Genomic DNA, 16568 nt, shown 5'->3' on the forward strand with positions numbered 1-16568 from the left:
GAAAATTCCCCAAGCTCCCTCTCTGTCCAGCAATGCTCTAAAGTTGATAAATATCAATCTAACAAAAACTCAAAGCCCTATTGTACAAGCTTTACAAGCATAAGTTGTTGATAGTTTTGCATGACAGGTTCGGTAGAGCCAACTTTACTAATTATTGAGGGTAATAATCTGGGCGCTAAAACCCTGTCTAGTTAACTCTTGTACCCGTTGTTTAGCTTGGTATTGTTGCTGAAATAACCCCACTTGAATAACATTTTCTCCCGCGCGGATAAATGCGAGGGGTTCAATTTCTTGAATTTTTGCCAACGCTTCTGTACTATTACTCTGAACTTCAACGCGAAAGAGTTGATTAGTTGCAATAACCCGCTGCTGTGGTGGGGGAGAAGGGGGTTTATTGGCGCGATTTTGCGGTGTGGGTGCTGGTGGATTGAGAGTTTGACGATTATTATTATTAACCACCGTAGCATCGGCAGGACGCACGGTAGCGGGAGCTTGAAAAACGTATTCTCTCAGGGGTTGATTACCGGAAACTGGGTCCGCCACCGGGGAGCGAACTGATGGAGAATTAACTGGGGGTAAATTTAAGGGTGAACATTGGGAACAATTAGCACCACTGGGACTGTCTGAACGTTTAGTTGGTTGTCTCACCGCTGGTGGTGGGGGTAAACGACGACCGGGATAAACATTCTGGGCAAAAGATAAGTCTGCTTTTAGCAGTAGCGTTCCTTGAGCGATTATCCCGACTTTTAACCAAAATAAAGCCGAGAAAAACAGTAGGTTTGTTCTCATCATACTGGTTTGTCCTCACACGAAATTTGGGTACACCATGTCCAAATTTTAAAGTAGGAGATGCTAGTCTAGAAAGTATATTGGTTAAAAATCATTACAAGATTTATGGGAAAAGTTGTTGTCGGTCTATCGGGGGGAGTAGATAGCTCTGTTGCCGCTGCCGCCTTACACGCTCAAGGTTATGATGTTATTGGCTTGACCCTGTGGTTAATGAAGGGTAAAGGTCAATGCTGCTCCGAGGGGATGGTAGATGCGGCCTTTATTTGTGAGCAGTTGGGGGTTCCCCATCATATCGTCGATAGTCGCGAGCTTTTCCAAAAAGAAATTATTGATTATCTGGTTTCTGGTTACGAAGCGGGAATCACACCGCTGCCCTGTTCTCAGTGCAATAAAGCGGTAAAATTTGGGCCGATGTTGCATTATGCTAAGGAAACCTTAGAAGCGGATACTATTGCCACCGGTCACTACGCTAGAATTCGTTTTTCTCCTGAAAATAACCGTTATCAACTGCTGCGCGCCGTCGATAAAAATAAAGATCAATCCTATTTTCTCTATGATCTAACTCAAGATGTACTGCGTGGGACTTTATTTCCCTTGGGAGAACAAACCAAGGCAGAAACCCGCAGAATTGCCCAGGAATTCGGCTTAAAAACAGCAGATAAACCCGATAGTCAGGATTTATGCTTAATTGAAGCTCACGGAACTATGCGATCGTTCTTGGATAAGTATATCGCCGTTAGTGAGGGGGATATCGTCGATCTCGAGGGCAAAGTTTTGGGTAAACATAGCGGTATCCATCATTATACGATCGGACAACGCAAAGGCATCGGCATCGCCGCCGCTGAACCCCTCTATGTGGTCAAACTGGATCCCGTCATGAATCGGGTTATCGTCGGTAATCGCGAAAGTGCCGTTAGTACCGATTGTCTTGTCGGACGCATGAACTGGGTTTCTATTGCTGAACCCACCACCCCTATCCGCGCGCAAGTACAGGTCCGTTATCGTTCTCCGGCCGTTCCCGTCAATGTTATTCCCCTGGAAAATAATCAAGTGAAGCTGGTTTTCGATGAACCACAATTTAGCATCACCCCGGGCCAAGCAGCCGTGATTTATGAAGGGGAGATTGTCCTCGGTGGGGGGATTATCTCAGGAGCCACCCCATAGGGAGAGCCACCAATTCACAGAATAACCTGATTATGGTTCGGGGGTCATTCTGCCAATTAGGGACTCTCCCCGGCAGGTTGAGCTAAAAATTAACGACGGGGTACAGAAGCCTCGATGTTAATATTCATAGCGGAGACTCTTGGTACAGGATTGCCTTTGGCGCTACCGAGACCCCGGGCCATAGCCAAGAAGCTGGAAGGATCGCCGGCTTTGGGTTTTTGCTCTTGGGGAACATAGCGACGGACAGCATTCTGCCAAACGATTTGGGGGAAGCCCAAAATACCACGATAGTAGCCATCGTAGCGAGGCGAGGTGATGTTGAATGGACGTTCACCAATTTCGCGGCTGGCTAGGGTGCGACGACGTTGGTAGGGAACGGTATCATAACCAAAGCTTTGCAGATACTCGTCACTGTTGAGAAGTTGATCGACAAAACCTTGAATGCCTTTGGTGGCAACGACAATCGACCAAGCAATTTTTTCTCTTTCGCTATAGACATCGCGACCGAGGACTCTTTGTACTACCTGTTCGACAAAGCGATAGTTGCTGTTTTTCTCGTAGAAGCTGTTATAGAAGGTTTTCGATAACAGTAAACCACGAATGAAATCCCGCACGGATAATTGTCCATTGCGTAATTGGGATTCGAGGAAGGGTTCCCGATCCCATTTGAAGGCATGGAAGAAAATCTGACGGTAAGCGGCTTCGATTAAATCGTCCAGGTCGCTAGGGGAGAGGACATTTTCTGTCGTGTAAACTCTCGGTTTTTCGTCTCCACCGACATCATAACCAGCTACCCGCACGTTTTGGGACTTGGGGGCGTAATTTAAAAGAGGAATGGCCAAGGGTAAACCTCCGTATCCTTAGAAATGCTTAAAAAACTTTCCTCCTAATGATAAGGGAGTAGGTGCCAACTAGAAAAGAAATATTAAAAATTCTTACAATTGTTAAGAAAACTTGCTTACCATCCGGGGAGTGGGGAGCGCCGGAGCAGGGAGAGGGGAGAAAAAAGCTGATGACTGATAACTGATAACTGATCACTGATAACTGAATTTACCAGCCACTAATCGAATAGGATGATGGTTCGGGGGAATCACTAGAGACTGACTCCGATGACTGATTGCGGGATTCAGCACAAAAAGTGGCCGTATTAAAACCGCCAAAACGTTGAACTGTGCTAGTGCGGAGACGTAAATCGGCATCGGCAAACCAAAAACGCTCGATCGAGGTCATAGTTTCGTATTCTGTAATTAAGACTAAACCTTCCTGTTCATCAATGTGATAACGGCCCGCCACGGGAATGATTTCCGCATAACCTCGCTCCCGCAGGAGAACACCCGCTTGGGGATTATCTTCGTCGGGAATTAGCGCAAAAACGGTGGTTCCTTGATGATTTTCGTTTTCTTTGTCCCACTGCATCGAACCATCCCAACTGACAAAGGCACCCCCCACCGCCTTGGCGGGATCGACTTCGTGCATTTCACAGATAGCGATAATTTTCGGGTTATCGGCACCTAAAGCTTCCACATAAATCTCGGAATCGCCGGTTTCTGAGCGTCGAAAGGGTAAATGATGGGTAGTGCGCTGAGATTTCCACTGTCCCGCACTTTTCTGAAAAAAGGTCATCCCGTCCATAGTTTTTATCCTCTATTTTTCCCATCTATTTTAACGCCATGGCCGTTTTCTGTAACCCTTGTCCTCCTGTCTCTCTCATTCATCCCCAAAATAATCATGATCAATTCTCTTGATTTCATAGATTTTTTGGGTCGATACACCTAAATTATAATCAATCATCAATTGACCTAATTCTTCCCCATCAATCAGCACTATTTTTATCTCATTTCTAGGGGCATATTCTAAAGCCTCTTTGGTAAAATAGGAAGTGGTGATGAAAATACCTTTTTTGGCTCCTTGTCCCGCTAATGCCCCGACAAATTTCTGGATTTCTGGACGACCAACGGCATTATTATCAGCCCATCTTTTGGCCTGAATATAGATTATATCTAAACCGAGTCTATCTTCTTTTATTATTCCATCAATCCCTTGATCACCGCTCTTACCTACCGCTTTACTGGCATCTCTAATCGAGCCACCATAACCCATTTTTACCAGTAATTCTACTACTAATTTTTCAAAAGCATCTGGGGATAATTTTCGCAGAATAAAAAGTAAGTCTGTTGCTAATGCTTGACGAATTTCTTGATAGAATTTTTCTAGTAATTCATCTGGTGTTTGTTCTTCTTCGTTTGATTTACGATGATCGTCAACGGAAATATTGTCATCTTGTTTTTTAACTCTAGTAAATTCTTGAAATTCGGGAAACTGTCTGAGAAATTTGGTATCAATTCGAGCAGGATTTTGAGATAAGATTTCTTTTCCTTTCTCAGAAATTACAAAAGTTGCCCTTTGGGGTGAGTCAATTAATCCCGCTTTCTTTAAATAGGTTTTTGCCCAACCGACTCGATTAGCAAAAATTTCTTGTTGTCCACTGGGAAGCATTTCTTTTCTTTCCGCTTCCGTGACTTGAAACTCTCTGACCAAGGCTTCAAAAATTTCTCGATATTTATAAACTTTGCCATCTGCAAGTATTTTTAATAGGGGCAACATAATCGATTGAAAATCGGGAATGGGCATAGTTCAGATAAAAAGCGGGGGCAGTCATCACAATTATACAGCCAAGAATTTAGATAATAATACCAAATCTGTTTTTAATAGTGCGATTAACTGCCAATCGAACTTTAAAAACCCACTCCCTACTTCCCTAATTCCCCACTTCCCAGAAAAGCCTTTTCAGTGATCAGTAAACAGTAAACAGTGAAATAAAAACTCACATCTGATAACTGATAATTGATAACTGATAACTGATTCAAAACTGACGGCTTTAAATATAACTTAACTCAGTAAAAAAGACCTATTCGGATGGACAAGAAAGCCTTTTTTCAGGGCCTCTCGTCCTAATAACATCCGAAAACCCATGACATCGCGATTAGTCAAGGTTAATTCGATCGCCCATTGACGACCGCCGAGCAATACACTTGTTCTAATAACAGGACGTAGTTGACTTTGACCCCCAGAATTTTTTACCTGTCGCCATTCGAGGATTTCTGCGGTGGTGGTGACAGTGTGGTGACTATCTTTTTGGTAGGGATGAACTTGAAAGCGCAGCCAATTGCGATCGCCATCTCGAAAAGGATGCAGATCAAAAGCGTGTAGGGCCGAGGAGCGAGCGCCTGTATCAATCTTGGCCTTTATTTTGGTAATGCCTAAATCAGGTAAATCCAGCCATTCTCGCCAACCGATGATGATTTTATCGGGTTTCATCCGTCTATTTAGTTTTTTCTTCTTCAATCTCCCGCTGCATTTGGGCGATTTCTTCGGGAGTCATCGCTTCCAGGCGTTTTTTAAAGACGGCATCTTCGTAATCCTTGCGCTGTTTGCCGTAGGTCATATTATCGGTGGCAACTCGAAACAGATAGGTAAAAATCCAACCGATGACACCACCTACCAACACCGCTTGACTCCAAATTCCCGCCGAAGCACTATCTAAACCGGTTTTTTGCAGGACAATGTAGAGGATGCCGCCCATAGCAAACATCCCTATACCGATCCCGATGACATCAATGCGTCTCATGGGTTTTTTGGGTTAATAACTTAAGCTTTTAGGGTACGACGTTGGGGACGGAAGTTAAGGAAAGGACTTAACAACAGCATCCCGGGGAAGAAAAAGCTCATCAGAAAGTACATAAACCCTCTTTCCCAAGAAGAAGCCACATACCAGCGCGTATTGAGGTAGTAGTAGATAACGGCGGGAATTACGAGCAAATACAAGACACTGAGAGATAGGTAGATCAGGGCGATGATAATGGTTTCTTGCGTCAGAATTGATTGCATAAGGATTTATTTTTATCAATGGCTGTCGGTGAACGGCAATTCACCTGCTGATTATTTTACCTTGTCTTTCCCCCTTTGTGGCGATCGAATTGGCGGGCTAAAATAATTTACTGAAAATACTCTTGCTAATTAAATTATTTGTGATATGATAAAAAATTGTCGGTCAAATAACGGGGGCGTGGCGGAATGGTAGACGCTACGGACTTAAAATCCGTTGAGCCTTATAAGCTCGTGAGAGTTCGAGTCTCTCTGCCCCCATCAATCGAAGTCTATATTTAAACTGAGTATTGGGTATTTTAGTACAAATGCCCAAACTGCCTTTCCTTGTCCCCAGAAAAAACTTTTTCAGCTAGACCTATCTAAAATATCCAATAATTCTAGGGGATGATGAATGAGATGATCGGGGTTAAATTGAGTGAGAATTTGAGGGGAATTAAAGCCCCAAGCGACGGCCACCACTTGCACTTGACTTTTTTTGGCAGCAGTAATATCTCTGGTTTCATCGCCGACATAAATCATTTCATCGGGACAGAATTTATTTTGTCGGATCAGGCGATCAAGAATTTTGTGTTTGCCGAATAAAGGCGTTCCCGAACAGATAAAATCAAATAAATTTAAGAGTTGATTATTTGCTAAAAATATGGTGACATTTTCTTTGGTATTAGAAGTTATTATTCCTAATCTATAGCCTCTTTCTTTAAGGGTAAGGAGGCAGTTATCCCAGCCATGGAAGGGTTTCAGACATTCAATTTGTTTATTTAATTCCCGTTTAACTCGATAGAGTAAAAAAGGGATTTTAACGCGGGAAACTTGGGATTGTTTAATAATTTCTTGGGAACTAAGGTTTTTTAGTCTGGCCAAATCTTCCTCGTTGACGGGTTGATAACCAAAATTTTTAGCCAAACGATTGACAATCTCCACGAAAGTATCGTGGGTATCGGCGATAGTACCATCAAAATCGAACACGACTACTTTAATTGTCATCTTGTGCGGGGTTCGGGGAATGAGCTAAATTAGCCTGGGCATTACGTCGCCACTGCTGGGGTTTAATTCGACGTAGGGCTGACGAGATGAAACGACGATCCCACTCCTCTATAGTTAGATTAGCTAATTCATCCAACCTTGGCGAAAGGTTTTCCGGACGAGGTTGAAAATCCTCCACGTCGGTAACTTGGGCAAAACGTTGATTCCAAGGACAGACATCTTGACAGATATCGCAGCCAGCGACCCAACCCTGTAAATTCTTGGCAATTTCTGTAGGCAAAGTTACAGAACGATTTTCAATGGTATGGTAGGCAATACAGCGATTAGCATCCACCACAGAGGGACTAACTATTGCTTGGGTGGGACAGGCGCTTAAACAACGGCTACAGGTGCCACAATGGGCGCTATGGGGTCGATCCGGTTCTAAAGGTAAATTAGTTAATATTTCCCCTAAAAAGACCCAACTGCCGTAATTACGGGTAATTAAGTTACCATTCTTGGCAATCCAGCCGATTCCTGCTCTTTGCGCCCAAACTTTATCCTGTACCGGTCCAGTGTCCACATAGTAACGGGTTTGAATTTGCTCCCCCTGACTTTCTAACCATTGACTGAGGGCTTTTAATTTTTTACTTAATACTTTGTGATAATCCCTTCCCCAAGCATAACGGGAAATTTTGCCATGGTTTTGTTCTTGACTGTGTTGCTGGGGGGTGTAGTAGTTAAGGGCGAGACAAATTAGCGATCGCACTTCCGGCCAAAGAGTTTTGATATCCTGTCGTTTCGGGTTAGTCATCCAATCCATATCAGCGTGATAACCGCGCTCTAACCAGCTTTTTAGATGGGATACCGCCGAGTCTTGGCTGTCCACAGAGGCAATACCGACCCCATGGAAGCCCAACTCTAGCGCTTTTTCTTTGATCTGTTTTTCTGTCACCATAGAAATATCTTAAGTCAAGTATTTGTAACAATTATTTACAATTATCAATTTATTGAGCCAAATCCCAGGCTGAACAGTTAGAAACCATGATCAACGAAGAAACTGTGGTTCCCGTCCCCGCTATATCGTCCTCATACTAAATCCAGTTATTAAAAACTGATTATTTATTCTCCGTTTTGCCTTTTGCATGAGTAGAAAACGGGTTTCTCCGAGAAACCCGTTTTCTGTGCGTTACTCAACGGATTTAGTATAACTATTGACTTGCTCAATTAACACCCGTCCCTAAAATGACTTGCACTTTGCTAGTACAATTATAGTAAAATAAGAAAGATTAAAACAAATAACCATGTCTCAACCGATTACCATCGAAGATATCTATAAACTTTTTGAGAAAACTAACGAAAAGTTTGAACAATCACGCCAAGAATACGATCGCCGGGCCGCCGAAGCCAAGGACGAAGCCGATCGCCGGGCTGCCGAAGCCGATCGCCGGGCCGCTGAATACGATCGCCGGGCCGCTGAAGCCAAGGACGAAGCCGATCGCCGTTTGGCCGATCTAGAGAAAACAGTGGCCAATACCAGTCGTGCTGTGGATAGTTTAACCACTCGCTGGGGAAGATTTGTCGAGGAATTAGTCGAACCTGCTGTTATTAGCCTATTTCGTGGCAAAGGTATCGATGTTAAAGAAACCTATAGTCGTGCCAGGGTAAAACGGCAAGGAATAGCCATGGAGATTGACGTTTTAGCCGTCGATGAAACCGAGGTAGTTTTAGTAGAATGTAAGTCTCGTTTATCGAAAGATGATGTCAATGAATTTTTAGAAAAATTAAGTCGATTTAAACAAGCATTTCCCCATTATAAAAACTATCAAGCTTATGGTGCAGTGGCAGGAATAGAAATAGATGAAGGAGTAGATCGTTATGCCTATAAACAAGGTTTATTTGTGATTAAACCATCGGGAGAAACGGTAGAAATCATTAATGATTCTGGTTTCGAGCCTAAATTATGGTAAGAGAAAGATGTTCCCCTCATCCGGCAAAGTGTTGACAGCAGGTTTAATTTTTCCAACCTAGGACTAGACTAACTTATGGATACGATGCACGATTAAGTAGTTGGACAAAAGTAAAGTTAACTGTAGGGTAAGGAGTCAGTAGCCGGTCGTCAGGAGTCGGTCGTCAGTAAGAATTGCGGCAATTTACATTTCTTAAGATAGACAACAGAATTTATGTCCGACTACTTAGTATTCATATTTTGATTCAGCAAACCCTAATTAATTTTTGAGGATTCAAAAACCGCAAAAATAAGGACTAAATCACCTAAAATCTGTGAATAGAGCATTTAAAATTCTCCTGACGACCGACGACAGGCTCCTAACCCCAACAACAATTTTTGATTTTTACCAGAGGTCTAGTAACGACTTGTCCTAAAATTGCCAATACCCAGTTTCAATGCACAAGAGCCTGATGGCTAAAAACCGGCTCCAGTTTTTGCCCAGGATAGCACAGCTTGATCGCAGTGGATCGTAAAATGAGATAATGCTAACTTTGAGAGTCAGAGAGACTATGAGTGAATTCGACTACGATTTAATTATTATCGGTGCTGGAGTTGGTGGCCACGGGGCAGCCCTACACGCAGTCAAATGTGGGCTAAAAACAGCTATTATCGAAGCCAAAGATATGGGAGGAACCTGTGTTAATCGCGGTTGTATTCCTTCTAAAGCTTTACTGGCAGCCTCGGGACGAGTGCGCGAATTGGCCGATAGTGACCATCTGAAAAGTCTAGGTATTGCCATCGGTGGCGTTAATTTTGACCGTCCGACAATTGCCGATCATGCTAACAACCTTGTCAGTAAAATTAGAGGCGATCTCACTAATAGTCTTAAACGTCTCAAGGTTGATACTATCCACGGTTGGGGAAAAATCGCCGGCCCGCAAAAAGTTAGCGTCATCGGGGATAGTGGCGAAAAAATCTACACCGCTAAGGATATTATGCTCTGTCCGGGGTCGGTTCCCTTTGTCCCACCGGGGATCGAGATCGATCATAAAACGGTTTTTACCAGTGATGAGGCCGTTAGATTAGAAACTTTACCCAAGTGGATCGCAATTATCGGTAGTGGTTATATCGGTCTGGAATTTTCGGATATATACACCGCTTTGGGTTGTGAAGTGACGATGATCGAAGCTTTAGATAGTCTCATGCCTGGATTTGACCCAGAAATCTCGAAAATCGCCGAAAGAGTTCTGATTAAACCTAGAGATATCGAGACTTATGTGGGAGTTTTGGCAAAAAGTATTAAACCGGGGAATCCTGTGGCCATTGAACTGGTGGACGCAAAAAGCAAAGAAGCGATCGAAATTTTAGAAGTAGATGCTTGTTTAGTCGCTACAGGGAGAATCCCTGCGACAAAGAATCTCGGATTGGAATTTGTCGGGGTAGAACTGGATAAACGCGGTTTTATTGCGGTTAATGACAAAATGCAGGTAATTCAGGACGGTGAACCGATTCCCCATCTCTGGGCCGTGGGCGACGCTACGGGTAAAATGATGTTAGCTCACGCTGCTTCGGGTCAAGGGGTAATAGCCATTGAAAATATCTGTAATCGCCCAAAAACCATCGATTATCGCAGTATTCCCGCCGCCGCTTTTACCCACCCCGAAATTAGTTATGTGGGTTTAACGGAACCGCAAGCAGAAGCTTTGGCACAGGAAGAAGGGTATAAGGTTGCTTCTGTCAAGACCTATTTTAAGGGAAATTCTAAAGCTTTAGCGGAAGGAGAAACGGAAGGCATCGCTAAAGTCGTTTATCGTCAGGATACGGGGGAATTACTCGGTGTTCATATTATCGGTATCCACGCATCGGATTTAATTCAAGAAGCGGCCAATGCGATCGCTGAACGTAAATCCGTCCATGAACTCGCTTTCCGCATCCACACCCATCCGACTCTCTCAGAAGTCCTCGACGAAGCTTACAAACGCGCTGAAGTGGCAGCATAGAGTCAGTTATCAGTTATCAGTTATCACCGTTAAGTTTCCGACTCCTGAATTCTGACTCCTTTCTCTTTTTTTACTTTTTACTTTCAAGATTATGTTTGGATTAGGTTGGCCAGAAATAGTCATTATTGCTGTAGTTGTTCTCCTGATATTTGGGCCGAAAAAAATACCCGAATTTGGGGCAGCTTTGGGAAAAACTTTACGGGGATTTAAAGAAGAAATCAATCAAGATGAGCAAGAAATTGAAGACAGTGACGAGAAGATGAGATAGACTGCGGCTGTCAGGGCGAAGGCAATTCGCCCCTACAATGAGTTTATCGAACTGCGTGCGCCCAAAAATTGAGATGCCCCCCCTAATTTGTTAAGCTAAAGGTTTTGATGTACTTAGTTTCTAACCTTCTTTTTAGGTAGGAGAATTGCCAGATTCTTTCTTGGAGCCTCTTGCCCTCAGAAGCTGTTTACTGTTTACTGTTGACTGTTCACTAAATATCTGCTTCTCCCCCCACCACCACATCGCGGATACGGAGACTGGGGCCACCGCAGCCGACGGGTAAACCACTTTGACCCCCTTTTCCGCAGCCTCCCGACTCGTCCCAGTAGAAATCATCCCCAATTGCCTCAATATTGGCTAGGGTTTTAAAGACATTACCAGAGAGAGTCACATCTTTAACCGGTTCAGCAATTTCTCCGTCGCGAATCATCCAAGCTTCCCCGGCGCTAAAAGTGAACATTTCGCCGTTAGTCATGCCTCCCTGCCAATTTTGGGCATAAACTCCCGTTTTTATCCCCGAAAATAACTCTTTAACGGGAGTGGTTCCCCGTTCAATCCAAGTGTTGGTCATGCGGACAATGGGCGGATAATGATAATTGAGACAACGAGCGTTACCGGTCGGTTTTTCGCCTAATTTGCCCGCCGTTTCCCGCGAATGCAGTCTTCCCACCAAAACCCCATCTTTAATTAACTGAGTCGTCGTTGCGGGGGTTCCCTCATCGTCATAAAAATAACTGCCCCGATGACCTTCCGGATAGGCCCCGTCAAAGATTTGCAGGTTATCCGGTCCGAAACGTTTGCCCATACTCATCACTTCCAAAAGGTCGGGATTTTCGTATAACATATCTGCCTCGGAAAGGTGGCCAAAAGCCTCATGGACGAACAGACCGGTTAAAATGGGATCGATGACGACGGTGTAGGTATCGCCCTTGACAGGGGGCAAAACTAGGGCTTGTAGGGCCCGTTTAGCCGACCCCTGCACCTGTTCTTCTAAATTGACCAGATCCTCGAAAGCTTTTCGGGATCCCGTGGTTTCCCGGCCTGTTTGTACGCTGTCGCCATCCCTAGCGGTGGCCGAAAAACGCATTTCTAAGTCCGACCATTTTTGTTCGATTAAAGTCCCGTCAGAAGTGCCTAAAAGAATATGTTGACTGCTATCGCTGTAACGGACGGAAGTGGTGGCAATACTGGGATGATGTTGACGCAGTAAGTTATTATAGCGATCGCAGAGGGCTTTTTTATCGGCTAATGGCACTAAACGCGGGTCTGTTCCCGTTAAAGGCAATTCACAGGAGATAATTACAGGTTCTACCGGAGCAATTAGGGTTTCTTCTTCCCCAATTAAACGGGCAGCAGCGATCGCATCTTCTAATCGTTCCTGTAAACTGGATAATTGATTAAAGCTGGCAAATCCCCAACCTCCTTTATAACAAGCGCGTACCTGACCACCGATAGCAATACCTTCGCTGAGGGTTTCCACTCGTTCGGAACGCAGTAGAATATTAGTCCCCCGCGCTTCTTCTAGACGAATTGTCAGAAAATCGACGCGGTTTTTATAACGGTTAATCAGTTCACTAATCAGGTTTTTATAGTCGGTGAGAGTATCGGTCATAGGAATTATGAATTATGAATTATGAATTATGAATTGGGAAGTGGGGTGATGGGGTAGTGGGGTAGTGGGGAGATGGGGTGTGGGGTGTAGGGGTAGTGGGGCATTTGGCTGAAATTTCGCTAAACCCCTATATCCCTAAACCCCTATATCCCTAAATCCCTAAACCCCTATATACCCTTTCTAACTGATAACTGATAACTGATAACTGAAATTAGGCGAGATAATCCTGTAAAGCTTTCACCTCTAAAGGTTGGGATTGCAGGGATTTTAAGGCCGCTACTGTCGCTTTTGCCCCGGCGATAGTGGTGATAATGGGTAACTTATAATCGAGGGCAGTGCGGCGAATTTGTCGGCCATCATTTTGGGATTCTTCACCACTGGGAGTATTGACAATAAACTGAATCCAGTCATTTTTGATCCAATCGATAACGTGGGGACGACCTTCGTGAATCTTTAGCACTAAATCGATATTTTCGCAACCGTTTTCTAACAAAACTTCACGAGTTCCCGAAGTGGCGACGACGCGAAAACCGAGGGATTGCAGATCCTTAACCACGGGGACCATGGGGGTTTTATCGCGATTGTTCATCGAGACAAAAACCGTCCCACTGGTGGCTAAAATCACGCCGGCGGCCATTTCCGCTTTAGCGAAAGCTTTGCCAAAATCGCTGTCAATCCCCATTACTTCCCCTGTAGAACGCATTTCTGGTCCCAGGAGAGTATCAGCACCGGGGAACTTCTGGAAGGGTAAAACCGCTTCTTTCACGGCAATATGACGGGGAATTGCTTCGCTGATGATACCCAATTCTGCTAGGGTTTTGCCCGACATGACGAGGGAGGCAACTTTTGCCAGAGGAACTCCCGTTGCTTTGGAAACGTAGGGAACAGTACGACTAGCGCGGGGATTCGCTTCTAAGATATAAACTGTCTCCCCCTGTACCGCATACTGGATATTCATCAAACCGATTACTTTTAAAGCTTTCGCTAGTTCCACCGTCCATTGTCGAATTGTGGTTAAAACCGAGGCACTCAGGGACGTATGGGGGATAGAACAGGCAGAATCGCCCGAATGTACGCCCGCTTGTTCGATATGTTCCATTAATCCCCCGATAACTACTGTTCCCGTGGCATCTGAGAGGGCATCCACATCCACTTCGATGGCATTTTCGAGGAATTTATCGATTAAAATCGGGTGATCCGGTTCTATCTGTACCGCATACTTCATATAGCGTTCCAATTCGCTATCGGAATAGACGATTTCCATCGCCCGACCGCCTAAAACATAGGACGGACGTACTACCACGGGATAACCGATGCGTTTAGCCACGGCTTGGGATTCTTGGAAATTGCGGGCAATACCGTTGGGGGGTTGTCGGATATCTAATTCTCGGAGGATTTTTTCAAACCGTTCCCGATCTTCGGCGGCATCGATCGAATCGGGTGAAGTTCCCCAAATTTTGGTATTTACGGGACAATTAGGCGATTCTAAATATTTTTGCAGGGGAACCGCCAGTTTTAAGGGAGTTTGCCCACCGAATTGAATAATTAAACCCTCTGGTTGTTCCGCTTCGATGATATTTAAGACATCCTCTTTAGTCAGGGGTTCAAAGTAAAGGCGATCGCTGGTATCGTAATCGGTGGAGACAGTTTCCGGGTTAGAGTTGACCATAATCGTCTCAAAACCGGCTTGACTGAGGGAAAAAGCGGCATGACAACAACAGTAGTCAAATTCTATCCCCTGACCGATGCGATTAGGACCACCACCAAGGATCATCACTTTGCGTTTATCGGAGGGTAAAACTTCCGATTCTACCCGTTCGTAGGTGGAATAATAGTAGGGTGTTAGGGCTTCAAATTCCGCCGCGCAGGTGTCCACCATTTTATAAACGGGAACAATACCTAAACCCTTGCGATAACTTCTTACTTCGTCCTCGCTGCTGTTGGTGGCGAAGGCTATTTGGCGATCGCTAAAACCCTGTTGTTTAATAGCGAATAGATCCTCTTTGCCGAGACTTTTCAGGGGAGTTCGTTTGAGGAACTTCTCAGTTTCCATCAAATCGGCCAATTTATCGAGGAACCAGGGATCAATCCCGGTTAGTTCGTGGATTTCCTCCCCATTCATGCCCAATTTAAAAGCATGATAGATACTATAAACTCGTTCGGGGTTAGGTGTCCGCAAACTGGCCCGGACTTCCGAGAGGGGGGGGAGAGTTTCGACTTTATCGCAACCAAAGCCAAAACGCCCCGTTTCTAGGGAGCGCAGGGCTTTTTGGAAGGATTCTTGGAAAGTTCGACCGATAGCCATAGCTTCCCCGACGGATTTCATCTGGGTAGTTAGAATCGGTTGCGAGCCGGGGAATTTCTCGAAGGCAAAGCGAGGAATTTTGGTGACGACATAATCGATAGTCGGTTCAAAGGAAGCCGGGGTTTTTTTGGTGATATCGTTGGGAATTTCGTCTAAAGTGTAGCCTACTGCTAGTTTAGCGGCAAATTTAGCGATCGGGAATCCCGTGGCTTTTGATGCTAGGGCCGAAGAACGGGATACCCGGGGATTCATCTCAATCACGATTACGTCGCCGTTAGTGGGATTAACGGAGAATTGGATGTTCGATCCGCCGGTTTCTACGCCAATTTCCCGAATAATTGCCTTAGAATAGTCCCGGAGGCGTTGGTATTCTTTATCGGTTAGGGTTTGGGCGGGCGCAACCGTAATCGAGTCGCCGGTATGGACCCCCATCGGGTCAAAGTTTTCGATCGAACAGATGATCACCACGTTATCGGCTAGATCGCGCATAACCTCTAATTCGTATTCTTTCCAGCCAATTAGAGATTTTTCGACGAGAATTTGCGATGTAGGCGAACAATCTAGCCCATACTGGGCCATCGGTTCAAATTCTTCTTGGTTATAGGCAATACCGCCCCCGGTTCCCCCTAAAGTGAAGGCTGGCCGGATAATGAGAGGATAGGAACCGATCTGATGACCGATCGCTTTTGCCTCCTCTAAATTGTTGGCAATCCCCGAAGGACAGACGGGAACACCGATTTTCTCCATTGCTTTTTTGAATAGTTCCCTATCTTCGGCTTTTTCAATAGCGGGGAGTTTTGCCCCGATCAGTTCCACGTTATATTTTTCTAAAACGCCGCTTTTGGCTAAAGCTACCGCAGTATTCAGGGCAGTTTGACCACCCATAGTCGGTAGAATCGCATCAGGACGTTCTTTAGCGATAATTTTCTCGACAATTTCCGGCAGAATTGGTTCAATGTAGGTGCGATCGGCCATTTCCGGGTCGGTCATGATCGAGGCGGGGTTAGAATTGACTAAAATTACCTCATAACCTTCTTCTCGTAGGGCTTTACAGGCTTGAGTTCCCGAATAGTCGAATTCACAGGCTTGTCCGATGACAATCGGGCCAGCGCCCAAGATTAGGATTTTTTGCAAGTCATCACGGCGTGGCATAGGCTTAGGGTTGCTTGAGGATAAACCCCAATCATTGTATATGTTGTCACCCTCGATCCCCCAAAGCTTTATTTAGGTTTAATGACCTTGTTTGCTTGAGCAGGCAGCAGGCAGCTTTTTTCTCCCCATTTCCCTGATAATTGATCACTGTTTACTGATCACTGATATCGCGTACAATGATAAGATTGTTTTCAAAGATACAATAGGCGTTTGTCTTCGCTAGAGAGTTTATGAAAGTTGGCGATCGAGTTCGTGTAATTGAGTCCGTGGTAGTTTATCATCATCCTGAACACAAATCGGATCCTTTTGACGTGAAAGGATTAGAGGGAGGGGTGAAAGCTTTTGTCACCGAATGGCGTGGCAGACCGGTTAGCGCCAATCTACCTGTCCTCGTCGAGTTCAGTAAAAAGTTTAAAGCCCATTTTCGAGATTTTGAGTTAGAAATCGTGGAAAAAGCCGCCGAATAGGGACTTTTT

At 44.8% G+C, this 16568-nt stretch carries 16 protein-coding genes and 1 tRNA gene; 6 read left to right on the forward strand and 11 right to left on the reverse strand.

Translation table 11 applies throughout. The annotated features are described in order from the left end of the window. Nucleotides 1-147: 147 nt before the first annotated feature. Nucleotides 148-792, reverse strand: a complete 645-nt coding sequence (locus tag ACOCD9_RS16810; protein ID WP_419548010.1) for a hypothetical protein — start codon at nt 790-792, stop codon at nt 148-150. 102 nt (nt 793-894) lie between these two features. Between ACOCD9_RS16810 and mnmA the strand changes: the two genes are divergently transcribed. Continuing rightward, nucleotides 895-1953, forward strand: coding sequence for a tRNA 2-thiouridine(34) synthase MnmA (gene mnmA, locus ACOCD9_RS16815; protein ID WP_419548011.1), 1059 nt, complete (start codon nt 895-897; stop codon nt 1951-1953). A gap of 89 nt (nt 1954-2042) precedes the next feature. Here mnmA and ACOCD9_RS16820 read toward each other — a convergent pair whose 3' ends face one another. The 6 genes from ACOCD9_RS16820 to ndhL all read right to left on the reverse strand — a co-directional run bounded on the left by ACOCD9_RS16820 (nt 2043) and on the right by ndhL (nt 5841). Further along, the gene (locus ACOCD9_RS16820; RefSeq protein ID WP_045359953.1) at nt 2043-2795 is read right to left on the reverse strand and encodes a phycobilisome rod-core linker polypeptide; all 753 of its coding nucleotides are present in this window, start codon (nt 2793-2795) and stop codon (nt 2043-2045) included. Nucleotides 2796-3003: 208 nt separating this feature from the next. Continuing rightward, nucleotides 3004-3585, reverse strand: coding sequence for a phycobiliprotein lyase (locus ACOCD9_RS16825; RefSeq protein ID WP_287702198.1), 582 nt, complete (start codon nt 3583-3585; stop codon nt 3004-3006). Between the two features lie 75 nt (nt 3586-3660). Beyond that, the gene (locus ACOCD9_RS16830) at nt 3661-4584 is read right to left on the reverse strand and encodes a restriction endonuclease (protein ID WP_419548012.1); all 924 of its coding nucleotides are present in this window, start codon (nt 4582-4584) and stop codon (nt 3661-3663) included. A 258-nt stretch (nt 4585-4842) separates the two neighbouring features. Continuing rightward, entirely contained in the window at nt 4843-5271 is a 429-nt protein-coding gene (locus ACOCD9_RS16835; protein WP_419548013.1) for an ATP-dependent zinc protease, read from the reverse strand. 4 nt (nt 5272-5275) lie between these two features. Then, nucleotides 5276-5581 carry a DUF3007 family protein gene (locus tag ACOCD9_RS16840; RefSeq protein WP_002783731.1) on the reverse strand — a complete coding sequence of 102 codons (306 nt, stop codon included), beginning with the start codon at nt 5579-5581 and terminating at the stop codon, nt 5276-5278. Between the two features lie 20 nt (nt 5582-5601). Further along, complete coding sequence (gene ndhL / locus ACOCD9_RS16845) at nt 5602-5841, reverse strand: NAD(P)H-quinone oxidoreductase subunit L (protein WP_002732218.1); 240 nt, start codon at nt 5839-5841, stop codon at nt 5602-5604. A 172-nt stretch (nt 5842-6013) separates the two neighbouring features. Here ndhL and ACOCD9_RS16850 point away from each other — a divergent pair. Further along, nucleotides 6014-6099: transfer RNA gene (locus ACOCD9_RS16850), tRNA-Leu, on the forward strand. Between the two features lie 87 nt (nt 6100-6186). On the opposite strand, the gene ACOCD9_RS16855 is transcribed toward ACOCD9_RS16850, so the two are convergent. Both ACOCD9_RS16855 and queG read right to left on the reverse strand, forming a co-directional pair. Then, nucleotides 6187-6825 carry an HAD-IA family hydrolase gene (locus tag ACOCD9_RS16855; protein ID WP_287702204.1) on the reverse strand — a complete coding sequence of 213 codons (639 nt, stop codon included), beginning with the start codon at nt 6823-6825 and terminating at the stop codon, nt 6187-6189. Beyond that, nucleotides 6815-7762: a tRNA epoxyqueuosine(34) reductase QueG gene (queG, locus tag ACOCD9_RS16860; RefSeq protein ID WP_419548014.1), complete on the reverse strand. Its 948-nt coding sequence runs from the start codon at nt 7760-7762 to the stop codon at nt 6815-6817. Before queG ends, ACOCD9_RS16855 begins: the two co-directional genes overlap by 11 nt. Nucleotides 7763-8108: 346 nt before the next feature. Between queG and ACOCD9_RS16865 the strand changes: the two genes are divergently transcribed. The 3 genes from ACOCD9_RS16865 to tatA all read left to right on the forward strand — a co-directional run bounded on the left by ACOCD9_RS16865 (nt 8109) and on the right by tatA (nt 11023). Then, complete coding sequence (locus tag ACOCD9_RS16865) at nt 8109-8774, forward strand: DUF3782 domain-containing protein (RefSeq protein WP_419548015.1); 666 nt, start codon at nt 8109-8111, stop codon at nt 8772-8774. A gap of 550 nt (nt 8775-9324) precedes the next feature. Next, on the forward strand, nt 9325-10755 hold the full coding sequence (gene lpdA, locus ACOCD9_RS16870) for a dihydrolipoyl dehydrogenase (RefSeq protein WP_002803425.1): 1431 nt from the start codon (nt 9325-9327) through the stop codon (nt 10753-10755). Nucleotides 10756-10846: 91 nt separating this feature from the next. Further along, nucleotides 10847-11023 (forward strand): twin-arginine translocase TatA/TatE family subunit, encoded by a 177-nt coding sequence (gene tatA / locus ACOCD9_RS16875; protein ID WP_002733416.1) that lies wholly within the window; start codon nt 10847-10849, stop codon nt 11021-11023. A 211-nt stretch (nt 11024-11234) separates the two neighbouring features. On the opposite strand, the gene ACOCD9_RS16880 is transcribed toward tatA, so the two are convergent. Further along, nucleotides 11235-12635, reverse strand: coding sequence for a TldD/PmbA family protein (locus ACOCD9_RS16880; protein WP_419548016.1), 1401 nt, complete (start codon nt 12633-12635; stop codon nt 11235-11237). Nucleotides 12636-12846: 211 nt separating this feature from the next. After that, nucleotides 12847-16092: a carbamoyl-phosphate synthase large subunit gene (gene carB, locus ACOCD9_RS16885; RefSeq protein WP_419548017.1), complete on the reverse strand. Its 3246-nt coding sequence runs from the start codon at nt 16090-16092 to the stop codon at nt 12847-12849. A gap of 230 nt (nt 16093-16322) precedes the next feature. On the opposite strand from carB, the gene ACOCD9_RS16890 reads away from it, so the two are divergent. Beyond that, nucleotides 16323-16559: a ferredoxin-thioredoxin reductase variable chain gene (locus ACOCD9_RS16890; RefSeq protein WP_002732972.1), complete on the forward strand. Its 237-nt coding sequence runs from the start codon at nt 16323-16325 to the stop codon at nt 16557-16559. The last annotated feature ends 9 nt before the right edge of the window (nt 16560-16568 follow it).

This window comes from Microcystis sp. (assembly GCF_048564745.1).
In the GTDB taxonomy this organism is placed as follows: Bacteria; Cyanobacteriota; Cyanobacteriia; order Cyanobacteriales; family Microcystaceae; genus Microcystis; species Microcystis ichthyoblabe_A.